The sequence below is a fragment of the Alloalcanivorax profundimaris genome, from assembly GCF_015265435.1.
Classification (GTDB): Bacteria; Pseudomonadota; Gammaproteobacteria; order Pseudomonadales; family Alcanivoracaceae; genus Alloalcanivorax; species Alloalcanivorax profundimaris.
Genome location: NZ_JABJWH010000020.1, coordinates 155,289 through 179,762, shown reverse-complemented (window position 1 = coordinate 179,762; position 24,474 = coordinate 155,289). Strand labels below are relative to the sequence as shown.

22 protein-coding genes are annotated in these 24,474 nt (G+C 66.1%); 9 read left to right on the top strand and 13 right to left on the bottom strand.

Features of this window, described 5'->3' with window-relative positions:
• The first annotated feature begins 13 nt into the window (after window positions 1-13).
• The 5 genes from HMJ39_RS11200 (at window position 14) to HMJ39_RS11180 (ending at window position 8,066) form a co-directional block, all read left to right on the top strand.
• Complete coding sequence (locus tag HMJ39_RS11200; protein ID WP_194297368.1) at window positions 14-1,810, top strand: sodium:solute symporter family protein; 1,797 nt, start codon at window positions 14-16, stop codon at window positions 1,808-1,810.
• Between the two features lie 101 nt (window positions 1,811-1,911).
• Window positions 1,912-3,726: a DUF294 nucleotidyltransferase-like domain-containing protein gene (locus HMJ39_RS11195; protein WP_161386020.1), complete on the top strand. Its 1,815-nt coding sequence runs from the start codon at window positions 1,912-1,914 to the stop codon at window positions 3,724-3,726.
• A 7-nt stretch (window positions 3,727-3,733) separates the two neighbouring features.
• On the top strand, window positions 3,734-4,327 hold the full coding sequence (locus HMJ39_RS11190; protein ID WP_161386019.1) for a 3'-5' exonuclease: 594 nt from the start codon (window positions 3,734-3,736) through the stop codon (window positions 4,325-4,327).
• Window positions 4,328-4,369: 42 nt separating this feature from the next.
• Window positions 4,370-4,591, top strand: coding sequence for a hypothetical protein (locus HMJ39_RS11185; protein ID WP_194297367.1), 222 nt, complete (start codon window positions 4,370-4,372; stop codon window positions 4,589-4,591).
• A gap of 7 nt (window positions 4,592-4,598) precedes the next feature.
• The gene (locus HMJ39_RS11180) at window positions 4,599-8,066 is read left to right on the top strand and encodes a hybrid sensor histidine kinase/response regulator (protein ID WP_228462298.1); all 3,468 of its coding nucleotides are present in this window, start codon (window positions 4,599-4,601) and stop codon (window positions 8,064-8,066) included.
• Window positions 8,067-8,077: 11 nt separating this feature from the next.
• Here HMJ39_RS11180 and HMJ39_RS11175 read toward each other — a convergent pair whose 3' ends face one another.
• The 5 genes from HMJ39_RS11175 to HMJ39_RS11155 all read right to left on the bottom strand — a co-directional run bounded on the left by HMJ39_RS11175 (window position 8,078) and on the right by HMJ39_RS11155 (window position 11,942).
• Complete coding sequence (locus HMJ39_RS11175) at window positions 8,078-8,728, bottom strand: response regulator transcription factor (protein WP_194297546.1); 651 nt, start codon at window positions 8,726-8,728, stop codon at window positions 8,078-8,080.
• A gap of 309 nt (window positions 8,729-9,037) precedes the next feature.
• The gene (locus HMJ39_RS11170) at window positions 9,038-9,436 is read right to left on the bottom strand and encodes an ectoine synthase (protein ID WP_161386015.1); all 399 of its coding nucleotides are present in this window, start codon (window positions 9,434-9,436) and stop codon (window positions 9,038-9,040) included.
• An 85-nt stretch (window positions 9,437-9,521) separates the two neighbouring features.
• Window positions 9,522-10,826 carry a diaminobutyrate--2-oxoglutarate transaminase gene (ectB, locus tag HMJ39_RS11165; protein ID WP_161386014.1) on the bottom strand — a complete coding sequence of 435 codons (1,305 nt, stop codon included), beginning with the start codon at window positions 10,824-10,826 and terminating at the stop codon, window positions 9,522-9,524.
• A gap of 41 nt (window positions 10,827-10,867) precedes the next feature.
• A complete protein-coding gene (ectA, locus tag HMJ39_RS11160; RefSeq protein ID WP_194297366.1) occupies window positions 10,868-11,410 on the bottom strand; it encodes a diaminobutyrate acetyltransferase in 543 nt (180 codons plus the stop codon).
• 4 nt (window positions 11,411-11,414) lie between these two features.
• Window positions 11,415-11,942, bottom strand: coding sequence for a MarR family winged helix-turn-helix transcriptional regulator (locus tag HMJ39_RS11155; RefSeq protein WP_194297365.1), 528 nt, complete (start codon window positions 11,940-11,942; stop codon window positions 11,415-11,417).
• 251 nt (window positions 11,943-12,193) lie between these two features.
• Here HMJ39_RS11155 and HMJ39_RS11150 point away from each other — a divergent pair, with 251 nt between their 5' ends.
• On the top strand, window positions 12,194-12,787 hold the full coding sequence (locus tag HMJ39_RS11150; RefSeq protein ID WP_194297364.1) for a TRAP transporter small permease: 594 nt from the start codon (window positions 12,194-12,196) through the stop codon (window positions 12,785-12,787).
• Between the two features lie 30 nt (window positions 12,788-12,817).
• Entirely contained in the window at window positions 12,818-14,101 is a 1,284-nt protein-coding gene (locus tag HMJ39_RS11145; protein WP_194297363.1) for a TRAP transporter large permease, read from the top strand.
• A 304-nt stretch (window positions 14,102-14,405) separates the two neighbouring features.
• Here HMJ39_RS11145 and dctP read toward each other — a convergent pair whose 3' ends face one another.
• Window positions 14,406-15,425 carry a TRAP transporter substrate-binding protein DctP gene (gene dctP, locus HMJ39_RS11140; protein ID WP_194297362.1) on the bottom strand — a complete coding sequence of 340 codons (1,020 nt, stop codon included), beginning with the start codon at window positions 15,423-15,425 and terminating at the stop codon, window positions 14,406-14,408.
• A gap of 167 nt (window positions 15,426-15,592) precedes the next feature.
• On the opposite strand from dctP, the gene HMJ39_RS11135 reads away from it, so the two are divergent.
• Together HMJ39_RS11135 and folE2 are read left to right on the top strand one after the other, a co-directional pair.
• Window positions 15,593-16,495: a tetratricopeptide repeat protein gene (locus HMJ39_RS11135; RefSeq protein WP_228462297.1), complete on the top strand. Its 903-nt coding sequence runs from the start codon at window positions 15,593-15,595 to the stop codon at window positions 16,493-16,495.
• Between the two features lie 189 nt (window positions 16,496-16,684).
• On the top strand, window positions 16,685-17,647 hold the full coding sequence (gene folE2, locus HMJ39_RS11130; protein WP_161384012.1) for a GTP cyclohydrolase FolE2: 963 nt from the start codon (window positions 16,685-16,687) through the stop codon (window positions 17,645-17,647).
• An 82-nt stretch (window positions 17,648-17,729) separates the two neighbouring features.
• Here folE2 and HMJ39_RS11125 read toward each other — a convergent pair whose 3' ends face one another.
• The 7 genes from HMJ39_RS11125 to hisI all read right to left on the bottom strand — a co-directional run bounded on the left by HMJ39_RS11125 (window position 17,730) and on the right by hisI (window position 24,424).
• Window positions 17,730-18,260: an outer membrane beta-barrel protein gene (locus HMJ39_RS11125; RefSeq protein ID WP_161384013.1), complete on the bottom strand. Its 531-nt coding sequence runs from the start codon at window positions 18,258-18,260 to the stop codon at window positions 17,730-17,732.
• Window positions 18,261-18,443: 183 nt separating this feature from the next.
• Window positions 18,444-19,769: a hypothetical protein gene (locus HMJ39_RS11120; RefSeq protein ID WP_194297361.1), complete on the bottom strand. Its 1,326-nt coding sequence runs from the start codon at window positions 19,767-19,769 to the stop codon at window positions 18,444-18,446.
• 34 nt (window positions 19,770-19,803) lie between these two features.
• Entirely contained in the window at window positions 19,804-21,888 is a 2,085-nt protein-coding gene (locus HMJ39_RS11115) for a TonB-dependent receptor domain-containing protein (protein WP_194297360.1), read from the bottom strand.
• Between the two features lie 107 nt (window positions 21,889-21,995).
• Entirely contained in the window at window positions 21,996-22,286 is a 291-nt protein-coding gene (locus HMJ39_RS11110; RefSeq protein WP_194297359.1) for a hypothetical protein, read from the bottom strand.
• On the bottom strand, window positions 22,279-22,512 hold the full coding sequence (gene yidD / locus HMJ39_RS11105; protein ID WP_161384017.1) for a membrane protein insertion efficiency factor YidD: 234 nt from the start codon (window positions 22,510-22,512) through the stop codon (window positions 22,279-22,281). The genes HMJ39_RS11110 and yidD overlap by 8 nt, the downstream gene beginning before the upstream one ends.
• A 65-nt stretch (window positions 22,513-22,577) precedes the next feature.
• Window positions 22,578-23,960: a cysteine--tRNA ligase gene (cysS, locus tag HMJ39_RS11100; RefSeq protein WP_194297358.1), complete on the bottom strand. Its 1,383-nt coding sequence runs from the start codon at window positions 23,958-23,960 to the stop codon at window positions 22,578-22,580.
• A 23-nt stretch (window positions 23,961-23,983) separates the two neighbouring features.
• Window positions 23,984-24,424 carry a phosphoribosyl-AMP cyclohydrolase gene (hisI, locus tag HMJ39_RS11095; protein ID WP_194297357.1) on the bottom strand — a complete coding sequence of 147 codons (441 nt, stop codon included), beginning with the start codon at window positions 24,422-24,424 and terminating at the stop codon, window positions 23,984-23,986.
• Window positions 24,425-24,474 lie beyond the last annotated feature (50 nt).

Genomic DNA, 24,474 nt, shown 5'->3' with positions numbered 1-24,474 from the left:
GAGGACCGGAAAAATGGATGTTCAACTGCTCACCTATATCTTCGTGGGCGCGTCGTTCGCGCTCTACATCGGCATCGCGATCTGGTCGCGGGCGGCGTCCACGAAGGACTTCTACGTCGCCGGTGGCGGCGTGTCGCCGATCGCCAACGGCGCCGCCACCGCCGCGGACTGGATGTCCGCCGCTTCGTTCATTTCCATGGCGGGCATCATCGCCTACGCCGGCTACGACGCCTCCGTGTATCTGATGGGCTGGACCGGCGGCTACGTGTTGCTGGCCATGCTGCTGGCGCCCTACCTGCGCAAGTTCGGTAAGTTCACGGTGCCGGACTTCATCGGTGACCGTTACTACTCCAACGTGGCCCGCACCGTGGCGGTGATCTGCGTGATCTTCGTGTCCTTCACCTACGTGGCCGGGCAGATGCGCGGCGTCGGCATCGTGTTCGCCCGCTTCCTGGAAGTGGACGTGAACCTGGGCGTGATCATCGGCATGGCCATCGTGTTCTTCTACGCGGTGCTGGGCGGCATGAAGGGCATCACCTACACCCAGGTGGCGCAGTACTGCGTGCTGATCTTCGCCTTCCTGGTGCCGGCGGTGTTCCTGTCCATTCTGATGACCGGCCACGTGCTGCCGCAGACCGGCTTCGGCGCCACGGTGCTCGATGCCGCCGGCAACGACACCGGCGTGTACCTGCTCGAGCGACTCGACCGTATCGTTCAAGACCTTGGTTTCGGGGCCTACACCGAAGGCCAGAAAAGCACCGTGGATGTATTCTTCATCGCCGCCGCCCTGATGTGCGGCACCGCCGGTCTGCCCCACGTGATCGTGCGGTTCTTCACCGTGCCCACGGTCCGTGACGCGCGCATCAGCGCCGGCTGGGCGTTGTTCTTCATCGCCTTGCTGTACACCACCGCGCCGGCGGTGGGCGCTTTCGCCCGCACCAACCTGATCGAAACGGTCAACGAAACCCAGTATCAGGAGCTGCCGGGCTGGTTCTACAACTGGGAGAATTCCGGGCTGATCGGCTGGATGGACAAGAACGGCGACGGCCGCGTGCAGATGTCCGCCGGCGCGCCCTTCGAAGGCAAGCCCAACTTCGCCGGCGACCGCAGTCAGGCCACCGGGGACTTCGGCGAGCGGGTGGTCACCAACACCCCCACCAACAACGACGCCGAGGTCTACATCGACCGCGACATCATCGTGCTGGCCAACCCGGAAATCGGTAATCTGCCGGCCTGGGTGATCGCCCTGGTGGCGGCCGGCGGCGTGGCGGCGGCCCTGTCGACGGCGGCGGGTCTGTTGCTGGTGATCTCCTCGGCGGTGTCCCACGACCTGCTCAAGAAAACCCTCAAGCCGGACATCACCGAGAAGCAGGAATTGCTGGCCGCGCGGCTGGCGGCGGTGGTGGCGATCTGCATCGCCGGTTACTTCGGGATCAATCCACCCGGGTTCGTGGCCCAGGTGGTGGCGTTCGCCTTCGGGCTCGCCGCGGCCAGCTTCTTCCCGGTGATCCTGATGGGCATCTTCTACCGTCGCATGAACAAGGAAGGGGCGATCGCCGGCATGGCGGTGGGTCTGATCTTCACTTTCTCCTACATCGTCTACTTCAAGTTCGTGTCGCCGGAGCTGAACAGCGCCGAGCACTGGCTGTTCGGGGTGTCCCCGGAGGGCATCGGTACCCTGGGCATGATCCTCAACTTCGTGGTGGCTTTCCTGGTGTCCCGCGTGACCGCGGCGCCGCCGGAAGAGATCCAGCACATCGTCGAGGACATCCGCGTGCCCCGTGGCGCCGGCCAGGCCCACGCACACTGACGCACGGTGCCGAAAAACGGCGTAAAGTAAGAATCGGGGCGGCGCCTGGCGTCGCCCCGATTGCCGTTGTGGAGGCCCCCGCGAAGGCGGGGTGAATCGCCATGATCGACGTGGATTTTGACCAGCTTCCGTTTTCGCTGCTCGACGACGGGCAGCGCGAGCGCCTTAAGGCGGCCATGGAGATGGCCTTCTTCGAGGCCGGCGAGGTGTTGCTGGAAGCCCGCCATCCGGCCCGCTCGGTGTACCTGGTGCACAAGGGCGCGGTGCTGGAGCTGGACCCGACCCTGCCGGCGGACGCCGGCCGCCTGGGCGTGTACACCGCCGGCGATCTGTTCGGTGCCCTGAGCGTGCTCAACGGCCGCAGCCGTTACCGCTTCATCACCGAGGAAGAAACCCTCTGCTATCTGATTCCCGCCGATCTGTTCAAGACCTTGTGCGATGAGCAGCCGGCCTTCGCCGACTACTTCCGGCAACGCCTGGCCAGCAAGAACCGGCTGCTGGCGGAGCGCCGGGAAGGCGGCGTCACCATGGCCGGCTTCATGCTGGCCAAGGTGGACCAGTGCATGCGCGAGCCCCTGGTGCTGCCTTCCGGAGGCACCGTCCAGGAGGCGGTGGCGGCGCTTAACGAGCGGCAGGTGGACAGCCTGCTGGTGGAGCGCAACGGCCATGTGGGCGTGATCACCAAGACCGATCTGCTGCGCGGCCTGGTCAACGAAGGGCTGACGCCGGCGTCGCCGGCGTTGTCGCTGGCCACCTTCGAGCTGATCAAGGTGCCGCCCGGGGAGTTCCTGTTCTCCGCGCTGGTGAACATGACCCGAAGCCGCGTGGAGCGGGTGGTGGTCATGGAGGGCCGCAAGCCGGTGGGCGTGGTGGAACTCACCGATGTGCTCAGCTTCTTCTCCAGCCGCTCCTACGTGGTCGGCCTGGAGGTGGAGCGGGCCGACAACCTGGAAGCGCTGTCCCTGGCCAGCGCGCGCCTGCCGGAGCTGGTGCGCGCGCTGATGGCCCAGGGCGTGAAGATGCGCTTCGCCATGGACCTGCTGGCGGCGCTTAACGGCCGCATCATCAGCAAGGCGTTCCAGTTCGTGGTGCCCGAGGCGCACCAGGAGCATGGCTGCCTGCTGGTGCTGGGCAGCGAGGGGCGTGGCGAGCAGATTCTCAAGACCGACCAGGACAACGCCCTGATCCTCGACGACGCCGCCCACTGGCCGGAGCGGGAGGAGCACATGCGGCGTTTCACCGAAACGTTGCTGTCGCTGGGCTACCCGCGCTGTCCGGGCAACATCATGGTGTCCAACCCGGACTGGGTGGGATCGGTGTCGCGCTGGCGCGAGCAGATTTCCCGCTGGGCCGGGCAGGGCGATGACGCGGCCATGATGAACCTGGCGATTCTGATCGACGCCCATCCCGTGGCCGGCCGGGCGGAGCTGGTGGAGGGTCTGCGCGAGGCGTTGTTCCAGCGCTGCAGCGGCGACCAGATCCTGCTGTCGCGCTTCGCCCGGCCGTCGTTGAAATTCTCCACGCCGTTGAACTGGTTCGGGGCGTTGAAGAAACCGGACCAGGGCATCGATATCAAGAAGGGCGGGCTGTTTCCCGTGGTCCACGGGGTGCGCTCCATGACCCTGGAGCAGCGCATCCAGGAAACCGGCACCCTGGCGCGGCTCGACCGGCTGGTGGACGCCGGCCAGATGGAAGCCGCCTTCGCCGAGGAGCTGGGCGAAGCCATGGCGCTGTTTTCCGAACTGCGGCTCAAGCAGCAACTGATGCGGCTGGAGGGCGAGGTCGGCGATCTGCCCGGCAACCAGGTACTGGTGGAACGCCTCACCGCCCTGGAGCGGGACCTGCTGCGTGAATCCCTGCAGGTGGTCAATGAATTCAAGAAACGCCTGTCCCGGCGTTTCCATCTGGAATATTGAGGTGGCCATGCTGAAACGGCTGGTACAGAAACGGCGCCACGGCAACGGCCCCCATGGCCATTTGTTCGAGACGCCGGATGGCAGCGAACTGATGGCGCTGGATTGCGAAACCACCGGGTTGGATCCGCGCCGCGCGGAACTGGTGTCGGTGGCGGCGGTGCCGATCCGCGCCGGCCGGGTGTGCGCCGGCGCCGCCCTGGACCTTCATCTGGCGCCGCCATCCAGCCTGGATGGCGAGTCGATTTGCATTCACCGTTTGCGCGGCGTGGATCTGGCCCAAGGCCTGGACGTGGAAGACGCCCTGGAGCAATTGCTGGCCTTCATTGGCAACCGGCCCCTGGTGGGCTGGTGCCTGGATTTCGATCTGGCGGTGATCAACCGCTACCTGCGCGCGCGGCTCGGGTTCGATCTGCCCAACCCGGTGGTCGAGTTGTCCGACCTGTATCGCAAGCGCGAGCGCTACCGCAGCCCGGAGGCACTGCCGGACCTGCGTTTCGAGCGGGTGGCCGGCAAACTGGGGGTGCCGGTGATCGGCCGTCACACCGCCCGGGGCGACGCCACCACGGCGGCGCTCATGTACCTGAAACTGAAGCGTTCCTGATACCCAACCGACTCCCGAGGAGAGCTTCCAAGGAGAACAACAATGCAATATCTGCAAGGCGCCCTGCTGCTCGGCGGCCTGCTTCTGGTGGCCCTGGCCTATGGGCGTTATATCCGCCGCACCGGGGACTGGTCCGGCGTGCTGCGCTTCTGGGCCCGGGGCATGGCCCTGTCCACGGTGGAGTTCAAGATTCAGCGCGCCGGCCTGATGGTGTTGCTGCTGGCGGTGGTGGTACGGTTCTGCCAGGTTCTCTTTCAGTGGTGACGCCTTGTTGAGTCTATGGCAACTGGGGCTGATGGCCCTGTTGTACGTGATGGTGCTGTTCATCATCGCCTGGTGGGGCGACCGGGCGGAACGGCGCGGTCTGCCGGTGGTGAACAACGCCTGGACCTACAGCCTGGGGCTGGGGGTGTACTGCACGTCCTGGACCTTCTACGGCGCGGTGGGGGAGGCGGCGCACAGCGGCTGGACCTACCTGCCCATCTATCTGGGCCCGATCCTCACCATGCTGCTCGGCGGCGAGCTGATCTATAAGCTGGTGTCGGTGGGCAAGCAGCACCACATTACCTCCATCGCCGACTTTCTCGCCGCCCGCTACGGCAAATCCCGGCAGCTGGCGGTGCTGGTCACGGTGGTGGCCATCGTCGGTGTGCTGCCCTACATCGCCCTGCAGCTCAAGGCGGTGACTCTGTCCTTCGAGCACGTGGTGGGCATCAACGCCACGCCGCCGCTGGACATCGCCCTGGCGGTGTCGGCGCTGATGGCGGTGTTCACCCTGCTGTTCGGCACCCGCCACATCGACGCCACCGAGCACCAGTCCGGCCTGATGCTGGCGGTCAGCTTCGAGTCCTTCATCAAGCTGGTAGCGTTCGTGATCATGGGGCTGTTCTGCCTGTTCGTGGTGTTCGAGGGGCCGGCGGATTTGTGGCGGCGGGTGATGGCGGCGCCGGACCTGCGCGCCACCTTCGAGCCGGCGCTGTTCTCGCAGAACTTCGTCACCGCCCTGTTGCTGTCGATGCTGGCGATCCTGTGCCTGCCGCGCCAGTTCCACGCCGGGGTGGTGGAGAACAACGACCTCCAGCACCTGCGCAAGGCCCGCTGGCTGATGCCGCTCTACCTGGGGCTGTTCGCCGTGTTCGTGCTGCCGATCGTGGCCGCCGGCCTGCTCACCCAGCCGCACTCCGGGTCGGCGGACATGTACATGCTGTCGCTGCCCATGGCCGCCGGCAACAACGCCATGATGCTGCTGGCGTTCATCGGCGGCATCGCCGCCGCCACCGGCATGGTGATCATGTCCACCATGGCACTGGCGATCATGCTCACCAACGAGGTGCTGATGCCGGCCTGGGTGCAGTACCGCATCCAGGGCGACGAGGAACTCTCCGACCTGAGCAACCAGGTGCGTCTGCTGCGCCGGCTGAGCATCGTGGTGCTGCTGGCCCTGGCGTTCCTGTTCCACATTCTCATCGACCGGTTCGACGGCCTGGCGCGCATCGGGCTGCTGTCCTTCGCCGCCGTGGCGCAGCTGGCGCCGGCGCTGATCGGCGGCCTCTATTGGCACCGGGGCCACCAGAGCGGCGCCTTCGCCGGCCTGATACTCGGCTTCCTGGCGTGGGGCTACTGCCTTCTGCTGCCGCTGATGCTGCCCATGGAATGGGTGGACTACCTGAACCGCCACGGCCTGTTCGGCCTGGGCCTGCTGCGTCCCTACGCGTTGTTCGGCATCGAGGGCCTGGCGCCGCTCACCCACGGCGTGTTCTGGAGCCTGAGCCTGAACCTGGTGGCCTATGTGGCGTTCTCCCGGCGTGCCCACCACTCGCCGCTGGACGAGACCCAGGCCACCCGTTTCGTGGACACGCCCACGGACTGGTGGCGGGAAGGCATGGGCCACCCGCTGATCACCACCGGCGAGCTGCTGCAGGTGTGCGAGCGGGGCCTGGGCCATCCCCGGGCACGGCCGCTGTTCTTTGATTACCTGCACCGGCGGCAGATCTCCGAGGACCCGTCGCTGCCGGCGCCGCTGCACCTGGTGCGTTACGTGGAGCGGCTGCTGGCCGGCGCCATGGGCGCGTCCACGGCGCGCATCGTGATGGGGTCGCTGCTCAGCAAGCAGAGCGTGCGCCGCGACGACATGGTGCGCATCATGGACGAGGCCTCGCAGCTGATTCAGTTCAACCACCAGCTGCTGCGCACCACCATCGAGACCATCAGCCAGGGCATCTGCGTGGTGGATCGGGATCTGAACATCGTGGCTTGGAACCAGGCCTACGTGAATCTGTTCGGTTACCCGGAAGGCTTTATCCGCCTGGGCCGGCCCATCGAGGAGGTGTACTGGCACAATGCCGAGCGCGGTTTCTACGCCGGCGACGATCTGGAGCAGGACGTGCGCAAGCGGGTGCAGCTGCTGCGCGAGGGCAGCGCCCACAGCTTCGAGCGGGAGCTGCCCAACGGCGTGATCGTGGAGGTGCGGGGCAACCCCATGGAGGGCGGCGGTTTCGTCAGCACCTACATGGACATCACCGAGCGCAAGCGCGACGAGATCGCCCTGCGCCAGATCAACGAGAACCTGGAGCAAATGGTCTCCGAGCGCACCCGCCGGCTGTCCGAGGTGAACAGCCAGTTGGAGCAGGCCAACGAGGGCAAGACCCGGTTCCTGGCCGCCGCCGGGCACGACCTGATGCAGCCGCTCAACGCCGCCCAGCTGTTCGCCTCGTCGCTGTCCCAGCGGCTCGGCCAGCGCGATGGCGAGTTCGGCTACGAGCGCCAGGTGCTGGGGCACATCGACAGCTCCCTGCGCGCCGCCGAGCAGATTATTTCCGCGCTGCTGGAGATCAGCCGCCTGGACACCGGCACCATGCAGGCCAACCCGGCCACCGTGGCGGTGCGGCCGCTGATGCAGCAGCTCGGCCAGGAATTCAGCGTGCTGGCCCGCGCCGAGGGGCTTTCCCTGCGCACCGTGTACAGCGACCTCTATGTGTATACCGACGAGGCGCTGCTGCGCCGGGTGCTGCAGAACCTGCTGTCCAACGCCATCCGTTACACCGAACGCGGGCGGGTGCTGTTTGGCTGCCGCCGGCGCGGCGACACCCTGCGCATCGAGATCTGGGACACCGGGCCGGGCATCCCCGAGGACCAGCAGGCCAAGGTGTTCCATGAGTTTCTGCGTCTGCCCCAGCAGGGCCGTCGCCAGGTCAAGGGCCTGGGCCTGGGGCTGGCCATCGCCGACCGCATCTGCCGGTTGCTGGGGCACCGCATCACGGTGCAGTCCTGGCCGGACAAGGGCACGGTGTTTTCGGTGTATGTGCCTCTGGCCGGCGTGACCACGGTGGAGGAGCCGGCGGCGGGCCCCGGTCCGGCCCTGGAGGATCGCCGGGATCTGGCGGGCACCCGGGTGTTCTGCGTGGACAACGACCCGGCCCTGCTGGCCAGCCTGGAGGCGCTGCTGCGGGCCCTGGGCTGCGAACCGGTCACCGCCGGCTCCCGGGAAGAGGCGCTGCGCCAGGCCCGGGGCCAGCCGGAGCCGGACTTGCTGCTGGTGGATTATCAGCTGGACGACGGCGAGACCGGTTTCCAGGTGATCGAGGCCCTGGACGGTTACTGGGAAGACGTGGTGCCGGCCATGCTGATCACCGCGGACCGGCGCGCCGAGGTGCAGGCCCGGGCCCGGGAGAAGGGGGTGGGCTTCTTGCAGAAGCCGGTCAGCGAGGAAACCATCCTGAATGTGCTGCGCGGGCTGTAACCGTAACGGCGTTATTCCAGCCCCGGCGGTTCGATGGCCAGGTCCTTGAGGGCAAGCACCGCCTGGGTCCGGTTGCGCACCCCCAGCTTGCGGAAGATGGCGGTCATATGGGCTTTCACGGTGGCCTCGGAGACGTCCAGTTCGTAGGCGATCACCTTGTTCTGCATGCCTTCCATGAGCATGCCCATGACCCGGAACTGCTGTGGCGTCAGGCTGGTGATGCGCTCGCGCATGCCGGCGAAGTCGCCGGGCTCCGGCGGCAGCGGCCGGCGCGCGTAATCCGGCACCCAGCGTTCCCCCTCCATGATCCGTGACAGGGCGTGGGTCATGTCGTCCACGGAGGCGGATTTGGGAATGAACCCGTCGGCGCCGAACTGGATCGAACGCTGGATCACGTCCAGGGCTTCGTTGGCGGAGATCACCACCAGGGGCACCTTGCTGTACAGCTCGCGCAGATAGATCAGGCCGGAAAACCCGTGGGTGCCGGGCATGTGCAGATCAAGCAGGATCAGATCGAAGGGCACCTGATCCTCGCCCAGGCGCTCCAACGCGGCCAGGGAGTCCGCCTCGACAATGTCGGCGTGCTCGAAGCTCACGTCCACGGCCTGGCGCAGGGCGGCGCGAAAAAGGGGATGGTCGTCGGCGATCAGTATTTTCATTATTAGGGGCCTGTGACTCGTTGTCCCGGCAGTATACACGGCACGGGCGGGCCTGCCGCCGTCACTCTTCGGCAAATTGATCCGGTGGGCAAAAAAAAGAGGAGGCCCCCCGCGGGGGAGGGCACCGTGGAAACTCTCCGGAGCCGTATTGTCGGAGCAAGGCAAGGTTGTCACCCGATGCGCGGCGGGTTCCCCGACCGCCGCGTTGGTGCCCTTACTATCCCGGAACCCCCGTCGCCCCTGAATTAGACCTTGGTCGAAAAAAAACGGAGCCAGAGGCTCCGCTTTTTCGGTGTCGCGAGGGTGCCCCGATCAGTCCAGATCGGCGGGGTAGACGCCGTTCTCGTCGTGCACTTCCTTGCCGCTCAGCGGCGGGGTGAAGGCGCACGCCACCACCATGTCCTCGTTTTCGCCACCGTACAGGTAGTGCTCGTCGTGCTGATCAAGCAGGTAGATGGTGCCCGGGGTCAGTTCGTACACGTCGCCGCTATCGACCATCTCGATCTTGCCCTTGCCGGACAGCACGTACACCGATTCCCAGTGGTTGGCGTATTTGATGTGGGTCTTGGTGCCCTTGAAGATGGTGGTGATGTTGAAGGAATGGCCCATGCCGTCTTCCTTCAGGGACAGCCGCACGGACTGCCAGTTACCATTCTCCGCCACCACGCGGCGATCGGTTTTTTCGGCTTCCGCCAAGGTGCGAACGATCATCGACTACCTCCTGAAAATTCTGAAACGCTGAAAGGGAAAAAGAGGAAAAGCGCCGGCCGCGCGGGGCGGCCGGCACGGGCGGGGTTCAGCCCGCCAGGCTGGATACGGAGTGGGCGTCGCCACGCTTGATGCGGTCCTTCATGACCTCGGCCACGCTTTCCTTGATCACGTCCATGGCGTGGTGCAGCTCTTCCTCGGACACGGTCAGCGGGCACAGGGTCTTGATCACCTGATCGTCGGCGCCGGAGGTCTCGATCACCAGCTTGCGCTTGAACGCCGCCTTGGTGATTTCCTCGGCCAGTTCGCCGTCGCGGCATACCAGGCCCTGCATCATGCCCCGGCCGTTCAGGTAGAACCAGTGATCATCATAGGCGCCGGCGATGTCGCGGAAGCGCTCGGTGATGATGTCGCCCTTCTTCTGCACTTCCTTGGCGAAGCTGTCGTCGGCCCAGAAGTGTTCCAGCGCCTTGGCGGCGGTGGCGAAGGCCAGGTTGTGGCCCCGGAAGGTGCCGTTGTGCTCGCCGGGCTTCCACTGGTCCAGTTCCGGCTTGAGCAGCACCACCGCCAGGGGCAGGCCGTAGCCGCTCAGGGATTTGGACAGGGTGATGATGTCCGGCTTGATGCCCACCTCATCGAAGCTGAAGAAGGTGCCGGTACGGCCGCAGCCGGCCTGGATGTCGTCCAGGATCAGCAGCATGTCGTGCTTGCGGCACACGTGCTCCAGGTTGCGCAGCCATTCGAAGCTGGCCGCGTTGATGCCGCCTTCGCCCTGCACGGTCTCGACGATCACCGCCGCCGGGTGGTCGATGCCGCTGGAGGAATCGCACAGCACCTTGTCCAGGTACTGGGTGGTGTCGAAGGCGTCGCCCAGGTAACCGTCGTAGGGCATCACGCTGACGCCGCCCATGGTCACGCCGGCGGCGCCACGGTGGTGGCTGTTGCCGGTGGCGGACAGGGCGCCCAGGGTCACGCCGTGGAAGCCGTTGGTGAAGCTGATGATGTTCTCGCGGCCCTTGATGTTACGGGCGATCTTCAGCGCCGCTTCCACGGCGTTGGTGCCGGTGGGCCCGGGGAACTGAACCACGTGGTCCATTTCGCGGGGCTTGAGCACGTACTCGTCCAGGGCTTCCAGGAACTGGCGCTTGGCCACGGTGTGCATGTCCAGGCCGTGCACGATGTAGTCGTTCTCGATGTAGTCGAGCAGGACTTTCTTCAGGACCGGGTTGTTGTGGCCGTAGTTGAGGGTGCCGGCGCCGGCCAGGAAGTCCAGGTAGGCGATGCCTTCCTCGTCGTACAGGTAGCTGCCCTGGGCCTTCTGGAAGACCACCGGGAAGCTGCGTGCGTAACTCTGCACTTCCGATTCAATATTCTCGAAAATTTCCGTATCCATGGCTCTGTCTACCTCGCTAACTGTCTGGTCGAATTCCGGGTTCAGGCGTCGTCCCGATTGAACGGGCCGATGCGCAGCAGGTGTTCATCGTTGTGTTCGCCGGCGAAATGGATGCGTGAATCGAAGAGAATGAACTCCTCGGTGGGCATCCGCCGTTCGTAGGCGAAGCTGCGGAACATGCCCCAGGACGCTTCGTTGTCCGGGGTGATGGTGGTCTCGATGAACTGGACGTTGTCGGTCTCATCACGGTGAATGAGGTTGTCCAGCATGCGCTTGGCGAGACCCTTGCCGCGTGCCTTCTCGTGCACCGCGACCTGCCAAACGAACAGGGTGTTCTGCTGCTTGGGCGGGATGTAGCCGGAGATGAAGCCGACCAGATCACCGTCCATTTCCGCGGCCACGGAAGTGTCCGCGAAATGGGTGCATTGCAGCAGATTGCAGTACACCGAGTTCTCGTCCAACGGTTTGCATTCCGCGATCAGTTTGTGCACCCGCGCGCCGTCCTGACTCTCGGGCTTGCGGAGAATGATGTCGTCTTTGTCGTCAGCGGAAGATGAATCCGCTTTTTTGTCGTCTGCGAGCATGATGTCACTTCTGGTCGGTTTCGAAGGAAGAGTCGGTGCGCCGGCGGCCCGCGGCGGGCTGGATGCGGTCGATGGCGCCCAGATCCAGCACCGGCGAGGCGTCGATGTCCCCGGCGTTCATCATCGCCGCCACTCTCTGCAGGGAACTGAGGATCAGTGATTGCTCCCAGTCCTCCAGGCGCGAGAAGCGCGACATGAATTCATCCTGCAACGGCGTCGGCGCGCGTTCCATGATGTCGCGACCGGCGTCGGTCAAATAAGCATAAACCCGCCGTTTATCCCGTTCACCCCTTTTGCGCTCGATCAGACCGCGCTTTTCCAGGCGATCAAGAATGGTGGTGACGGTGGCCTGGCTGACGGACACCTCCGTGGCGATGTCGCCCATGGTCATCTCGCCCTGGGACGCGATGGCCTGGAGAATCAGCAGTTGCGGCGCGGTGAGGCCGGCCACCTTACTCAGCTTGCGCGAGTAAAGGTCGGTGGCGCGGATAATCTGGCGTAGGGCGATCAACACTTCGTCGTGTCTGGCCATGGTCGTTAATTCTCTGGTTAACAAACCAATGTGACCGTGTGAAGACAGGGTCATTTTGATGTGAAAGCAGCGTTTGTCGGGTGAATAACGGCCATGGCCGGGATATTCCTTGCGATCAGTGGTAGGCTAGTTTAGAGATATAATATTTAGATGTCAAAATAGTTTCCGGCGGTAGCCGGCGCCCGCCCGCAAGCGGTGGCCGCCGTTCCGTTGCGTTGATGAAAGGTAAACAGTGTGGTTGTATTGGGCCGATGAAGTTCGCGTTTAACGGTTTGCTTGCCGTCCTCGCCGTATTCGACCGGGCCATCGGCGTGCTCGAACGCCTGGTGATTGGCGCCACCGTGCTGGCCATGGCGTTTCTGATGAGCGCCCATGTGGTCGGGCAGCTGGTGTTCGACCAGGGCATTCCCGGCACCTATGAAGTCACCGAAATGCTGATCGTGGTGATGACCTTCGTGGGGGTCAGCTACGCCGCCCGTCACGCCCGCCACATTCGTATGTCCGCCCTTTATGAACAACTGCACGGCGCCGCCCGCAAGGGGCTGCTGATGCTGATCTGCGCCGGTACCGCCGCCCTGATGTTCTATTTCGCCTGGAAATCCGGCCAGTACGTGCTGGAGATTCACGGCCGGGGCCGGGTCAGTTCGTCCCTGGGTTTGCCCATGTGGATCGTCTATCTGGCGCTGCCCGCGGGGTTTGGTCTGGCCGGTGTGCAATACCTGCTGACCCTGGCCCGCAACGCCCTGACGCCGGGCATCTGGCGCTCGTTCAACGAACGGGAAACCTATTCCGACGTGCCGGTGCACGGCGCCGAAGCGGGGGAAAGCCATGACGACCGGGCCTGAGTCGCGCCGCCGCCCGGGGGGAGCCGCTCCATGTTGATCGTGCTCGCCCTGATCATGCTCGTGCTGCTGTTGCTCGGTTACCCGATGATGGTGCCGTTGGCGGTGGGCACCCTGTTCATGATGTTCTCCGGGATGACCTTCTTCGGCCCGGACCAGGCGGTGAGCTGGATGGTCAACGGCGTCGGCAGCTGGGTGCTGGCGGCGGTGCCGATGTTCATCTTCGCCGCCGACATCCTCACCAAGGGCCACACCGCCAACCGCCTGCTGGACCTGGTGGATGCCTTCAGCCGCCACTGGCGGGGCGGCTTGCCGATCACCACGGCGGCGGGCTGCGCGGTGTTCGGCGCGGTGTCCGGTTCCACCCAGGCCACCGTGGTGGCCATGGGCGGCCCGATGCGCCCGCGCCTGCTGGCCAAGGGCTATCCGGACAGCTTCGCCCTGGCGCTGATCATCAACGCCAGCGACATTGCCCTGCTGATTCCGCCGAGCATCGGTTTCATCGTCTACGGCGTGGTGATGGGCACCTCCATCGGCGACCTGTTTCTGGCCGGCATCCTGCCCGGCATTCTGATTCTGCTGATGTTCGCCGCCTATTGCTGGGTGGGGGCGCGGCTCAAAGGCATCGAGCCGGAGCCCCGGGCCAGCTGGGATGAGCGCTTCACCGCCATCGGCCGGGCGATTCTGCCGCTGGGCTTCCCGGTGCTGGTGGTGGGCGGCATCTACCTGGGTTTCTTCAGCGCCGTGGAGGCGTCCGCCGTGGCGGTGGCCTACGCGCTGCTGCTGGAGGTGGTGATCTACCGCAAGGTGAGCATCCGCGATCTCGGCGGGTTGGCGCTGTCCTCGGGGATGATCACGGCGGTGGTGTTCATTCTGGTGGCCATTGGCGCCGCCTTCTCGCAGACGCTGGCCACCGCCGGCGTGCCGGAGCAGCTGCTGGGGCCGGCCATCGAGGCCATCGGCGACAACAAGACCGCCGCCCTGGCGCTGATCGCGGTGGCCTTTTTCATCGGCTGCATGTTCGTGGACCCGATCGTGGTGATCCTGATCCTGGTGCCGATCTTCAGGCCGCTGGTGGAGGCCGCGGATCTGAATCCGGTGCACGTGGGCGTGATCGTGACCCTGCAGGCGGCCATTGGTTCGGCCACGCCGCCGTTCGGCTGTGACATCTTCACCGCCATCGCGGTGTTCCGCCGGCCTTATCTGGAGGTGATTCGCGGTACGCCGCCGTTCATCCTGATCCTGATGCTGGCCACGGTGATTCTGATCGCCTATCCGGAGATTTCCCTCTGGCTGCCGTCTTTGGACAGCCCCTGACGGACGGGGGCGCCACGCTGCAGCCCTAATCCGGGCCGCGTCTCGGTGTGGGCCCCTTTCCGGGAACGCCGTGAACCCGTCCCTGGGGGCTCCCGGTTTGACATCCTGTCAAACAGGGTCCCGGAAAGGGGCCCACACCGAGACACTTCGAGGTAGCGTCTCGCGCGGCTCCGTAGCTTGAGGGTTGCGGTAGGAGCGGCCGGGCGGCGTTCCGCTTTAGCCGCGATGAAGATGGCACCGCCGTTGATCGCCATGAAAAAGCCCGGCGCGGGGCCGGGCTTTCGGGGCGTGGCGGGGCGGGAATTTATTCGCCGCCGGCCTTCTTGAACGCCTTGAGCAGGATGTTCAGGGACTGCTCGCCGCGCTCGCCCACTTCGTCGATGTAGGTTTGGCGCACCGGCTTGGCCAGCTTGCGGAAGGCATCCCGCTGGGCGTCGTCCAGCTCGATGATGGTGATGTCACTCTCCGACTTGATGGTCTCCAGACGTTCCTGATTGAACCGGGTCTGCATGTCGTGGCCGGCGCGCACCAGTTTGCCGGTGACCTTGTCGAGCATGGCGCGCCGCGCGTCGGAGAGGCCGTCGTACCAGTCGGCGTTGCCCATCAGGGTGGCCACGAACTGGGACTGGCGGGCGAAGATCATGTGGCTCTGCACTTCGTAGAAGCCCATTTCCTCGTGGGCGAACACCGGCTGAATGTTGGCGTCCGCCTGGCCTTGCTGCAGGGCGCTGTACAGCTCGCCGTAGGCGATGGTGGTGGGGGTGGCGCCGTAGGCGTTGTAGGTGGAGCGCAGCAGGCTGTTGTCCATCACCCGGATGTTGACGCCCTTCATGTCGGCGGGGGCGCGGATCGCCTTGTTGGCGGTCCAGACCTGATAGCCCTCGGGCAGCTCGGCCAGGGGCACCAGGTCGCGCTGGCGGAAGGCTTGCTGCCAGGCCTCGCTTTTCAGGAAGGCGTCGCTGTTGAGCACCTTGGTGGTTTCCAGCTGATCGGCGGGCATGATGAAGTTGAGGTTGAGCAGCTGGCTTTCGGGCACGGTGCCGCCCAGGGCGCCGGAGCCGAAGCCCATCTGGATGGCGCCGCCCTGGACCGCGTCGTAGAGCGACGAATAGGTGGAGCCCCAGGTGCCGTAGGGCAGCAGTTGCACGGTGATGTCGCCGTCGCTTTGCTCCTCGACCAGCTCCTTGAACTGCTCGGCGTAGCGGTGCTGGACGCTGCCTTCGATCTCTTCCAGACCGATGCGCCAGGTTTCCGCGGCGGCGCCGGCGCTGAACGCCAGAAGACCGAGCGCGGCCACGGCGCCCATGAGTCGATGCTTTCTCATGAAACTCCTTGATGGTGGCATTCGGGGATGAACTCACTACATTGCATCCGGCGGGGCCTGTCAAGGCGCGTCGGTGCGCGTTCACGCCTTTCAGGCTGGCGCCGGCCGGGGCTTAATGCCACCATACGCCGGCGTATCGGTAACCCATTGGTGAAGAGGAAAGGGTCTTGTTCAAGCGATGCCTGCAGGCGGCGATCTGGGGAGTGTGGTTGACCATGAGCGTGGCGGCCACGGCCCAGCAGGCGCCGGCCGAACCCCGCCCGGAATCGGAGAGCGAGATCGAGAAGGGCCCGGTGATCTCCCAGTTCCGGGAGAACTGGATTCTCGGCGAGTTGCGCTCCATCCGGCAGGACATGATGGAGTACCGCAACGACATGAACCGCATCGTCACCGACCGGGAGCTGGAGGTGGCCGACAAGGCCATGGGCTACGCCACCAACACGGTGACCTACTTCTTCTATCTGATCGCCGGCGCCGCTTCGATCCTGGCGCTGGTGGGCTGGTCCACGATCCGCGACCTGAAGGACAACATCCGCGTCTACGCCGAGAAGGAGATGTCCCGGCTGACGGTGGAATACGAGTCGCGGCTGGCGGATCTGGAGCAGGAGCTCCGCCAGAAGTCGCGCACCATCGCCGAGAACCAGGAAGAGATCGAGCGCACCAACGAAATCCACAGCCTGTGGCTGAAAGCCACCAAGGAAGGCAGCTACAAGGAGAAGATCGAGCTCTACGATCGCATCCTGGAGCTGCGCCCGGACGATCCGGAGGCGCTGGCCTGGAAGGCGGACGCCGCCCTGGAGCTGGGCGAGCAGCGCTGGGCGCTGAGCCTGTGCGACCGGGTGCTGGAGGTGGACGAGGACAACGCCCACGCCCTCTACCAGCGGGCCTGCGCCTGGGCCGGCCTGGGCGAGACCGACAACGCCCTGAACGATCTCCAGCAGGCGGTGAGCATTTCCGACGCCCTGCGCCGCCACGCCCGCGCCGAGGAGATGTTCGTGCCGCTGCGCGATCTGGAGCGCTTCCAGGAGCTGGTGGGCCGGCCCGAGGACGACCCGGAAATCGCCCTATAGGCGGCGCCGGGCTTATAGACCGGGCCTGTCGTCGCCATTGCCAATCCCTCACCGCCGGGAGGTCTATTTGTCCCGGCGATTCTGCTACACTTCGCGTCCCTGTGTGATCGGGCGATGACAATCGGGTTGCCATTCTGTTCACCTGATCGGCGTCATGCTTCGCCGCCGTCGTCCCTACGGAGATTCCCCATGAAGCGCGATAGTGGTGCCGGAACCACAAAATCCATGCCGGACGTGGCCTCCAATTCGATGGTGGACCACCTTCACAGCACCCTGGACTGGGTCGGCATGAGCCAGATTCACCTGCCTGCCCGGGTCAGCGACACCCTGGCCGGCGAGCGTCCGGTGAGCACCTCGATCCAGGCCTATGTAAGCCTGTCCAACCCGGACGCCAAGGGCATTCACATGTCCCGGCTGTACCTGATGCTGGAGGAGACCTTCGGCGATCATTCGGTGAGCGCTTCGTCCATCGAAACCCTGCTCGACAACTTCCTGGACACCCACGAGGGGCTCAGCGACCAGGCGTTCGTGCAGTTCGACTTCGAATACTCCATGCGCCGCCCGGCCCTGAAGAGCAGCTACGCCGGCTGGAAGAGCTACCCGGTGACCATCAAGGCCACCAAGGCCGGGGACGGGCTGCGGCTGGAGCTGGCGGTGGAAGTGCCGTATTCCTCCACCTGCCCGTGCTCCGCCGCTCTGGCCCGGCAATTGATCCAGGAGCAGTTCCGCGAGGATTTCGGCGGCGACAGCCAGGTGGACATGGAAAAGGTGTTCGAGTGGCTGGGCACCGAGGAAGGCATCATGGCCACCCCGCACAGCCAGCGCTCCGTGGCGCAGGTGCGCGTGGTGCTGGACACCGGCTGCGACGAGGCCTTCCCGATCACCGCCCTGATCGACACCATCGAAGGCGCGCTCAAGACCCCGGTGCAGACCGCCGTGAAGCGGGTCGACGAGCAGGAATTCGCCAAGCTGAACGGTCAGAACCTGATGTTCTGCGAGGACGCCGCCCGGCGCCTCAAGCAGGCTCTGAATGGCCAGCAGTGCTATCAGGATTTCTGGCTGCGGGTGAATCACCTGGAGAGCCTGCACGCCCACGACGCGGTGGCCATCGTCACCAAGGGCGTGGACGGCGGTTACCTGCCGATTCCCTGACCGGCGGCGGGCCGCCTCCGGACACAAAAAAAGCCGCGCATCGCGCGGCTTTTTCGTGTCTGGCCGGTGGTCCGGGCGACGCTCAGAAGCGGCCGTTCAGGCCGATACCGATGTTGCTCACCTCATCGCCGCTGCGGTCCACGGCGCGCAGATATTCCACGCTCACGAACACCACGTCGGTGAGGCTGATGTCGGCGCCCAGTCCCAGGGACAGGTCGGTGTAGTTGTCGCCGTCGGAGCCGCCACCGGGGTAGTCCACGGTGGTTTCCATGCGCGTCAGGCCGATCAGGCCGTAGGGGCGCACCGGCAGGGTGTTGGGGAACTGGCCACGGAAATAGGCGCCGTAGTAGCGGTCGATTTCCACGTCGGCGCCGCCGCCCAGGCTGTCGTCGCCGATGCCCAGGCCCAGGCGCAATTCACCGCCCAGGGTTTCGTTGCGGTTGATCCAGCTGCCGAATTTGAACTGCAGCGCATTGGGATCGGCGCTGCCGCCGTTGTCCGGCTCGATGCTACTGCGCACGTAATCCAGGCCGGCGTAGCCCGCCGCCATGGCGGGAATGGACAGGACGGAAAGGGGTAGGGCAAGGCCCGCGGCCAACAGCCATCGTTTCATGGGGGACTCCGAATTCCACTGCTTTGAGGACGAGCCTTATTGTAGTGAAAAGCCGCGCTTATGGCGACGCGGGTATCGCGACTGAAGCGGGGTGCCGCCCAGTCGCTCCTACGGCAGGGTTATGCCACCGCTGTAGGAGCGACCGGGGGGCCGCTTCAGTCGCGAAAAGGCGCGCGACGACGATCAGTGCTCGTGATCGTGCTCGTCGTCGTGGTCGTGCCCTTCCTCGCCTTCACCGTGGTCGTGCTCGCCGCCGATGCCGGTCCAGGCCAGGCCGGTGGGCGCGAAGTCCAGGTCCACGGTTTCCACGGACAGGCTTTCCAGATCCAGCACATGCAGCGCCTGGGCCGCCGGGTCGGTGACGAACGCCTGTTCCGCGGCGGCGCTCACCGCCAGGGCCGGGGCCGGGCCGGCGGCGGGCACGTCGTCCAGCAGCGACACGCTGCCGCGATGGGACCAGTCGGCGGTTTCCAGCACGTGCAGATCGCCTTCGCCGTCCAGGATCAGCAGGTGCTCGCCGTGGGCGTCGAACGCCCGGGCCACGGCGCTCACCGGGTCGCCGCCGCTATCCACGGCGCCGTCACGCCAGTCGGTCTCGGTGGCGGTTTCCGCTTCCGGGTCGATCACATAGAGGGTGTCGCCCGGGTAGGAAAACGCCGCCAGCTGTGCCACGTCCGGGTGCCCGAGCACGGTGGCCAGGCGTTCCGGGGCGGCGATCTTGTGGGCGTGGAAGTGGTCGCCGTGCAACTCCGCCAGCAGCGCGCCGTCCTGGCAGCCGAACACCGTGTACAGGCCGCTGGTGGCGGCGCCGTGCAGGCCCGGGCAGGCGGTGCCCAGCTCGCCCTCGTCGTGGAAATGGTCACCGTGCAGTTCGAACACGGTGACGCCGTCCGGGGCATCGCCGCTGGTGGCCGTGTGGCTGGCCAGCACCAACCCTTCCAGGGGTTCCGCCACGCCGTGGTGGGCGGTGTCCAGGGTCTGGGCGGCGAGCACGCCGCCGGCTTCCAGGCTCTCGTCGCTGAACAGCTCGAAGCGGCTCATCTGGCCGGCGCCGTCATCACCGTCGAAGTACAGCGCGGCGTGCTCGCCGTTGACCCGGTAATGGGTGGGCGCCACGCCGGTGAGGGTGAAGCCCAGCATGGCGGGGGCGTCCTCGTGCGTATGGTCGTCGTGCAGGTGGATGCCGTTATCCAGGAATTCCACCTGATCGTTGTCGCGCTGGAGGATCACCGCGTAGCGGCTTTCCGGGCTGGCGTACACCGCCGTGGCCGGATGCACCAGGGCGAAATCGGCGATCGTCTCGCCGCTTTCCAGGTCGTGCACGTAAACCCGGGAATTGGCGCCGTCGGCGTGGGTGAACACCAGGCGGCCGGCGGACTCGCCGTGTTCATGCTCGTGATCGTGGTCGTCACCGGGCAGCGCGGTGCTACCGGTGTCGTTGTTGCAGGCGGCAAGCAGCACCGAGGCCGCCAGCAGGGCGGCGCCGGTGGGGGAAAAAGAGCGTTTCATCGTTGTCTCCGAATTCGTTTCGTCGTGGATCGCGTCAGAACGTCAGGCGCACGCCGGCGGTCACGTTGCGACCGGGTTCCGGGACGGTGCGAGCCAGGAAGGACGCGTGGTTCCACACTTCCTCGCCGAGCAGATTGCTGCCGCGCAGGAAGACGCTGTATTGGGGGTTGCCGGCCAGGGTGTAGCTCACCGTGGCATTGAGCATGTCGTGGCCCGGGGTGCGGCTTTCGAAGCCGGCGATCCGGTCCTGGGCGAACACCCGGTAGAACTCCAGCTCGCCGTCGAAGGCGCGCCAGAAGGTGTTCAGCCGGCCGCCCAGGCGCTGCGCCGGGATGCGCGGCAGCTCGTTGCCGCCATCGTCGAACTCGGCGCGCACCGCGTCGCCGAACAGGGTGGTGGAGAAGCGGTCGGTCCACTGGTAGGTGGCCTCGGCCTCGGCGCCGATGAAGGTCACGTCCGCCTGGCTGTACTTGATCAGGCGGAATTCCTCGATCTGGTCCAGGGTGCGGGCGTAGACGTAGTTGTCCACCTGGTTATGGAACAGCCCCAGGTCGAAGGTCAGGTCGCCGCTCACCTTGCGCAGGTTGATCCCCACGTTGTGGGAGGTTTCGGTGTCCAGGCTGTCGTCGTTGGCGGTGCCGCCGCAGGTGTAGCGGTCGGCGAGCAGGCCGCACTCATAGGTGTTGGTGGCCAGGTGCACGCCCTGGGCATAGACCTCCTGGGCCTGGGGCAGGCGCTGGGAACGGGCCAGGGACAGCGACACGTTGTAGTCCGGGCGGAATGCCCAGGTCAGGGCCGTGGACAGGGACGCGGCGCTGTCGCTTTCCGAGGGCAGCGGCCGGTCGGCGTCGTCCGGGTCCAGCTTCTGGTGCTCGAAGCGGGCGCCGGCCTCCAGTTGCCAGCGTTCATTGAAACGGTAGCGTTCCACGGCGAAGAGCGCCGCCACCCGGGTGTCGGTCTCGGGCACCACGGCTTCCTCGCCGGTGGTCTCGATGCGGCCGTCGGAGAACTGGGTGCCCACGGTGCCACGCCAGCCCAGGATCGGCGCGTGCTCCGCTTCCACCCGGGCGTCCACGCCCCGGTGGCGGAAGGTGGTGCCGATGGTGTCTTCCTCGATCTCGTGGTGGCGGTAGTCGGTGTGGCTGGCGCGCAGGCGCACCGCCTCCACGCCGGCGAACGGCTGGCGGTATTCGCCGCGCAGGTCCACCCGGCGGCTGTCCAGATCCACGAACGGCGCTTCGTGTTCGCCGTGTTCATGTTCGTGCTCGTGGCCGGCCTCGGCGCATTCCAGGCTGGAACCGTTGGCGGTGCAGCCCTCGAACTCGTGGCTGTGCCCGGGCAGGCCGTAGAGATCGCCCCGGTAGGAGTAGGCCAGGCCCAGGTAGCCCCGGTCGCCGATCCAGGACAGGCCGACGCTGGCGTTGTTGCTCTCCGCCCAGGTGCCGTCGATGGTCGGATCGGTGAAGCCGTTCACCTCGTAGTCGCTGGCCTCGCGGCGGGCGCCTTCCACGTGCAGGGCCAGGTGCTCGCCCACCGGCGTGGTCAGGCCCACGGCGCCGGCGGATTCGTCGGCCACGGTGTTGCCCCGGGCGGACACGAAGCCTTCCACCGGGCCATCCGGCATGCGGGTGGGGATCTTGTCGTCCAGCACGTTGACCACGCCGCCGATGGCGCCGCCGCCATAGAGCAGGGTGGACGGGCCGCGCAGCACTTCCACCTTGCGGCTGAGCATGGGTTCCACGGTGGTGGCGTGGTCCGGGGAAATCTCCGACATGTCGAACAGGCGCGCGCCGTCGGACAGCACGCTGACCCGGGGCGCGGTCTGGCCGCGAATCACCGGCCGGCTGCTGCCGGCGCCGAAGGTGTCGGCGTGCACCCCGGGCAGGCCGTTGAGGGTGTCGCCGAGGGTGGCCTCGCTTTGCTGGAACAGCAGGTCCCCTTCCAGCAGATCGAAGGACGCCGGGGTCAGGTCGGCGTCACTGCCCAGGGGCAGGGCCGAGACTTCCACGGATTCCAGGCGGTTCTCCTCGGCGGGCTCGGCGGCGTGGGCATAGCCGCACAGGGCCGCCAGGGCGGCCGCCGTGAACGGCGCCGCCAGAGGGGCGTTGAAGCGTTTCATGTTGTCTCCTGATATACAGCCGCGGCGCGAGGCCATGGCGAAACGCCACGGCGGGCCGCGGGGGCGGCGCGAAGGGATCGCGCCCTGGCAATGTCATGGATCGGGGATCAGGAGAAACGGGGAGGCGCGCGGGCCGGGTGGGAGCGGGAAACGGTTTGATGGGCCGGGCGCGCCGGGCCGGCATCGAGCGCCGCGCGGGCGGCCACTGGCACCGGGGCCACGAACAGCGACGGCGCCGCCGCCATGCCGTGGCCATGGAGCGCTTCGCAATCGTGCTGGGCCACCGCGTCGCGGTGGCTGTCGAAGATGTGGCTGGGGGCGTGCCAGGCGAGCACCGTCTGCGCCACCAGCAGCAGGGCGGCGAGCAGCAGACGCTGGCGGACGTGGCGCTCAGTCACGGGCTTCTTCCTCGCGGCCGGGTACCGGGTCGAAGCCACCGGGGTGCCAGGGGTGGCACTTGCACAGGCGTTTCGCCGCCAGGGCGCTGCCGCGCAGGCTGCCATGGGTTTCCACCGCCTGCCGGGCGTATTCCGAGCAGGTCGGGTAGAAACGGCACTGGTTGCCGATCCAGGGACTCAGCACCAGTTGGTAGACACGCAGGCCGGTGAGCAGGACGCGTTTCACGGCGGCACCCGAGGAAAAAGAGATGAGTTCAGCCGCGCATCATAAAACGAAGCCGGTGACGAACACTAGCCCCGCGTCCAGCGGGTGCCCTCGCGGGTGTCCTCCAGCTGGATGCCGGCGTCCTTGAGCTGGTCGCGGATTTCATCGGCGCGGGCGAAGTTCCGGTCCTTCTTGGCCTGGGTGCGTTGCGCCACCAGATCATCGATGGTGGCCGCGTCCAGGTCGTCGTCGCCGGCCTTCTTGTTCTGGAACCAGCCGGTGGGGTCCGCGTCCAGCAGCCCGAGCAGGCCGGCGCCGGCCAGCAGCTCCGCTTTGAGGGCGGGCTTGTCGGCGGGCTCCGCCTTGTTCAGGCGGGCGGCGATGCCGTGCAGGGCGCTGATCGCCTCGGAGGTATTCAGGTCGTCGAGCAGCGCCTCCAGCACCGGATGGTCCTCGGGGAGCGCGTAGTCGGCCTGGGCGCGCACGGTCTCGCCCCGGCCGAGCAGGGCGTAGTAGAGCGAATCCAGGCTGCGCTCGGCCTGTTCCAGCAGCTCCGCGGAGAAATTCAGCGGCGAGCGGTAATGGCTGGACAGCAGGGCGAAGCGCAGCACCTCGCCGGGGTATTCCTTGAGCAGCTCGCGCACCAGGCGGAAGTTGCCCAGGGATTTGGACATCTTCTCGCCGTCGATGTTGATGTAGCCGTTGTGCATCCAGTAGCGCACGTACTCGGTGCCGTGGGCGCAGCAGCCCTGGGCGATCTCGTTCTCGTGGTGCGGGAAGATCAGATCCTGGCCGCCACCGTGGATGTCGATCACGTCGCCGAGATGCTTGTGGATCATCGCCGAGCACTCGATGTGCCAGCCCGGGCGGCCCCGGCCCCAGGGCGAATCCCAGCCCGGCTGGTCGGCGTCGCTGGGCTTCCACAGCACGAAATCACCGGGGTGGCGCTTGTAGTCCGCCACTTCCACCCGGGCGCCGGCCAGCATGTCCTCCAGATTGCGCCCGGAGAGCTTGCCGTAGTCGGGCATGGATTCCACCGCGAACAGCACATGGCCCTGGGATTCGTAGGCGTGGCCCTTGGCGATCAGCGTCTCGATCATGGCGATCATGTCGGCGATGTGATCCGTGGCCAGGGGCGTGATGGTCGGCTCCAGCGTCCCCAGGGCCGCCATGTCCTCGCGGAAGGCGGTGGTGAAGCGGCCGGTGAGGGCGTCCATGGATTCGCCGGTCTCGGCGCAGGCCTTGATGATCTTGTCGTCGATGTCGGTGATGTTGCGGGCGTACACCACCTCCGGATAGAGGCGCGCAAGCAGCCGGTACAGGACATCGAACACCACCACCGGGCGGGCGTTGCCGATGTGCACGTAGTTATAGACCGTGGGACCGCACACATAGAGCGTCACGCGATTCGGGTCCAGCGGAACGAAGTCGTCCTTGGTGCCGGTGAGGGTGTTGTGCAGTTTCAGCATCCGGATGCGGTCCTGGTTCCGGTTTATTTCGGGGTGTCTTTTTTGTACAGCTCCGCCGGATCGATGAGCGGCGTCTTGTCGATGGTGGCCCGGTCGCCGTCCAGCTTCCAGTAGAAACAGTCCCGGCGGCCGGTGTGGCAGGCCGGGCCGGTCTGGTCCACCCGCGCCAGCAGCACGTCGCCGTCGCAGTCCACGCGCAGTTCCCGGAGGGTTTGCACCTGGCCGGAGGATTCGCCCTTGCGCCACAGCGTGCCCCGGGAACGGGAGTAATAACAGACCCGGCCGGTGCGCAGGGTTTCCTCGATGGCCTCCCGGTTCATCCAGGCGAACATCAGCACCTCGCCGGTATCGTACTGCTGGGCGATCACCGGAATCAGACCGGCGTCGTTGAGCGCCAGGTTATCCAGCGCCTCGCCCAGCGCCACGCTGAAGCCTTCCGGTTGCCGTTCGTTCTCTTTGAACATGGAGCCTCCTGCCTCGCCGCCGTAGGAGCGACTTCAGTCGCGATCAACCG

Excerpts from the sequence above, each read along its gene's own strand:
- ectA (WP_194297366.1), bottom strand. The coding sequence starts at position 11,410 with ATGCTCGCAGACGACAAAAAAGCGGATTCATCTTCCGCTGACGACAAA.
- HMJ39_RS11125 (WP_161384013.1), bottom strand. The coding sequence starts at position 18,260 with ATGAAACGATGGCTGTTGGCCGCGGGCCTTGCCCTACCCCTTTCCGTC.
- hisI (WP_194297357.1), bottom strand. The coding sequence starts at position 24,424 with ATGTTCAAAGAGAACGAACGGCAACCGGAAGGCTTCAGCGTGGCGCTG.
- dctP (WP_194297362.1), bottom strand. The coding sequence starts at position 15,425 with ATGAGAAAGCATCGACTCATGGGCGCCGTGGCCGCGCTCGGTCTTCTG.
- HMJ39_RS11195 (WP_161386020.1), top strand. The coding sequence starts at position 1,912 with ATGATCGACGTGGATTTTGACCAGCTTCCGTTTTCGCTGCTCGACGAC.
- HMJ39_RS11145 (WP_194297363.1), top strand. The coding sequence starts at position 12,818 with ATGTTGATCGTGCTCGCCCTGATCATGCTCGTGCTGCTGTTGCTCGGT.
- HMJ39_RS11200 (WP_194297368.1), top strand. The coding sequence starts at position 14 with ATGGATGTTCAACTGCTCACCTATATCTTCGTGGGCGCGTCGTTCGCG.
- ectB (WP_161386014.1), bottom strand. The coding sequence starts at position 10,826 with ATGGATACGGAAATTTTCGAGAATATTGAATCGGAAGTGCAGAGTTAC.
- HMJ39_RS11170 (WP_161386015.1), bottom strand. The coding sequence starts at position 9,436 with ATGATCGTTCGCACCTTGGCGGAAGCCGAAAAAACCGATCGCCGCGTG.
- HMJ39_RS11115 (WP_194297360.1), bottom strand. The coding sequence starts at position 21,888 with ATGAAACGCTTCAACGCCCCTCTGGCGGCGCCGTTCACGGCGGCCGCC.
- HMJ39_RS11150 (WP_194297364.1), top strand. The coding sequence starts at position 12,194 with ATGAAGTTCGCGTTTAACGGTTTGCTTGCCGTCCTCGCCGTATTCGAC.
- folE2 (WP_161384012.1), top strand. The coding sequence starts at position 16,685 with ATGAAGCGCGATAGTGGTGCCGGAACCACAAAATCCATGCCGGACGTG.
- HMJ39_RS11190 (WP_161386019.1), top strand. The coding sequence starts at position 3,734 with ATGCTGAAACGGCTGGTACAGAAACGGCGCCACGGCAACGGCCCCCAT.
- HMJ39_RS11120 (WP_194297361.1), bottom strand. The coding sequence starts at position 19,769 with ATGAAACGCTCTTTTTCCCCCACCGGCGCCGCCCTGCTGGCGGCCTCG.
- HMJ39_RS11185 (WP_194297367.1), top strand. The coding sequence starts at position 4,370 with ATGCAATATCTGCAAGGCGCCCTGCTGCTCGGCGGCCTGCTTCTGGTG.
- cysS (WP_194297358.1), bottom strand. The coding sequence starts at position 23,960 with ATGCTGAAACTGCACAACACCCTCACCGGCACCAAGGACGACTTCGTT.
- HMJ39_RS11155 (WP_194297365.1), bottom strand. The coding sequence starts at position 11,942 with ATGGCCAGACACGACGAAGTGTTGATCGCCCTACGCCAGATTATCCGC.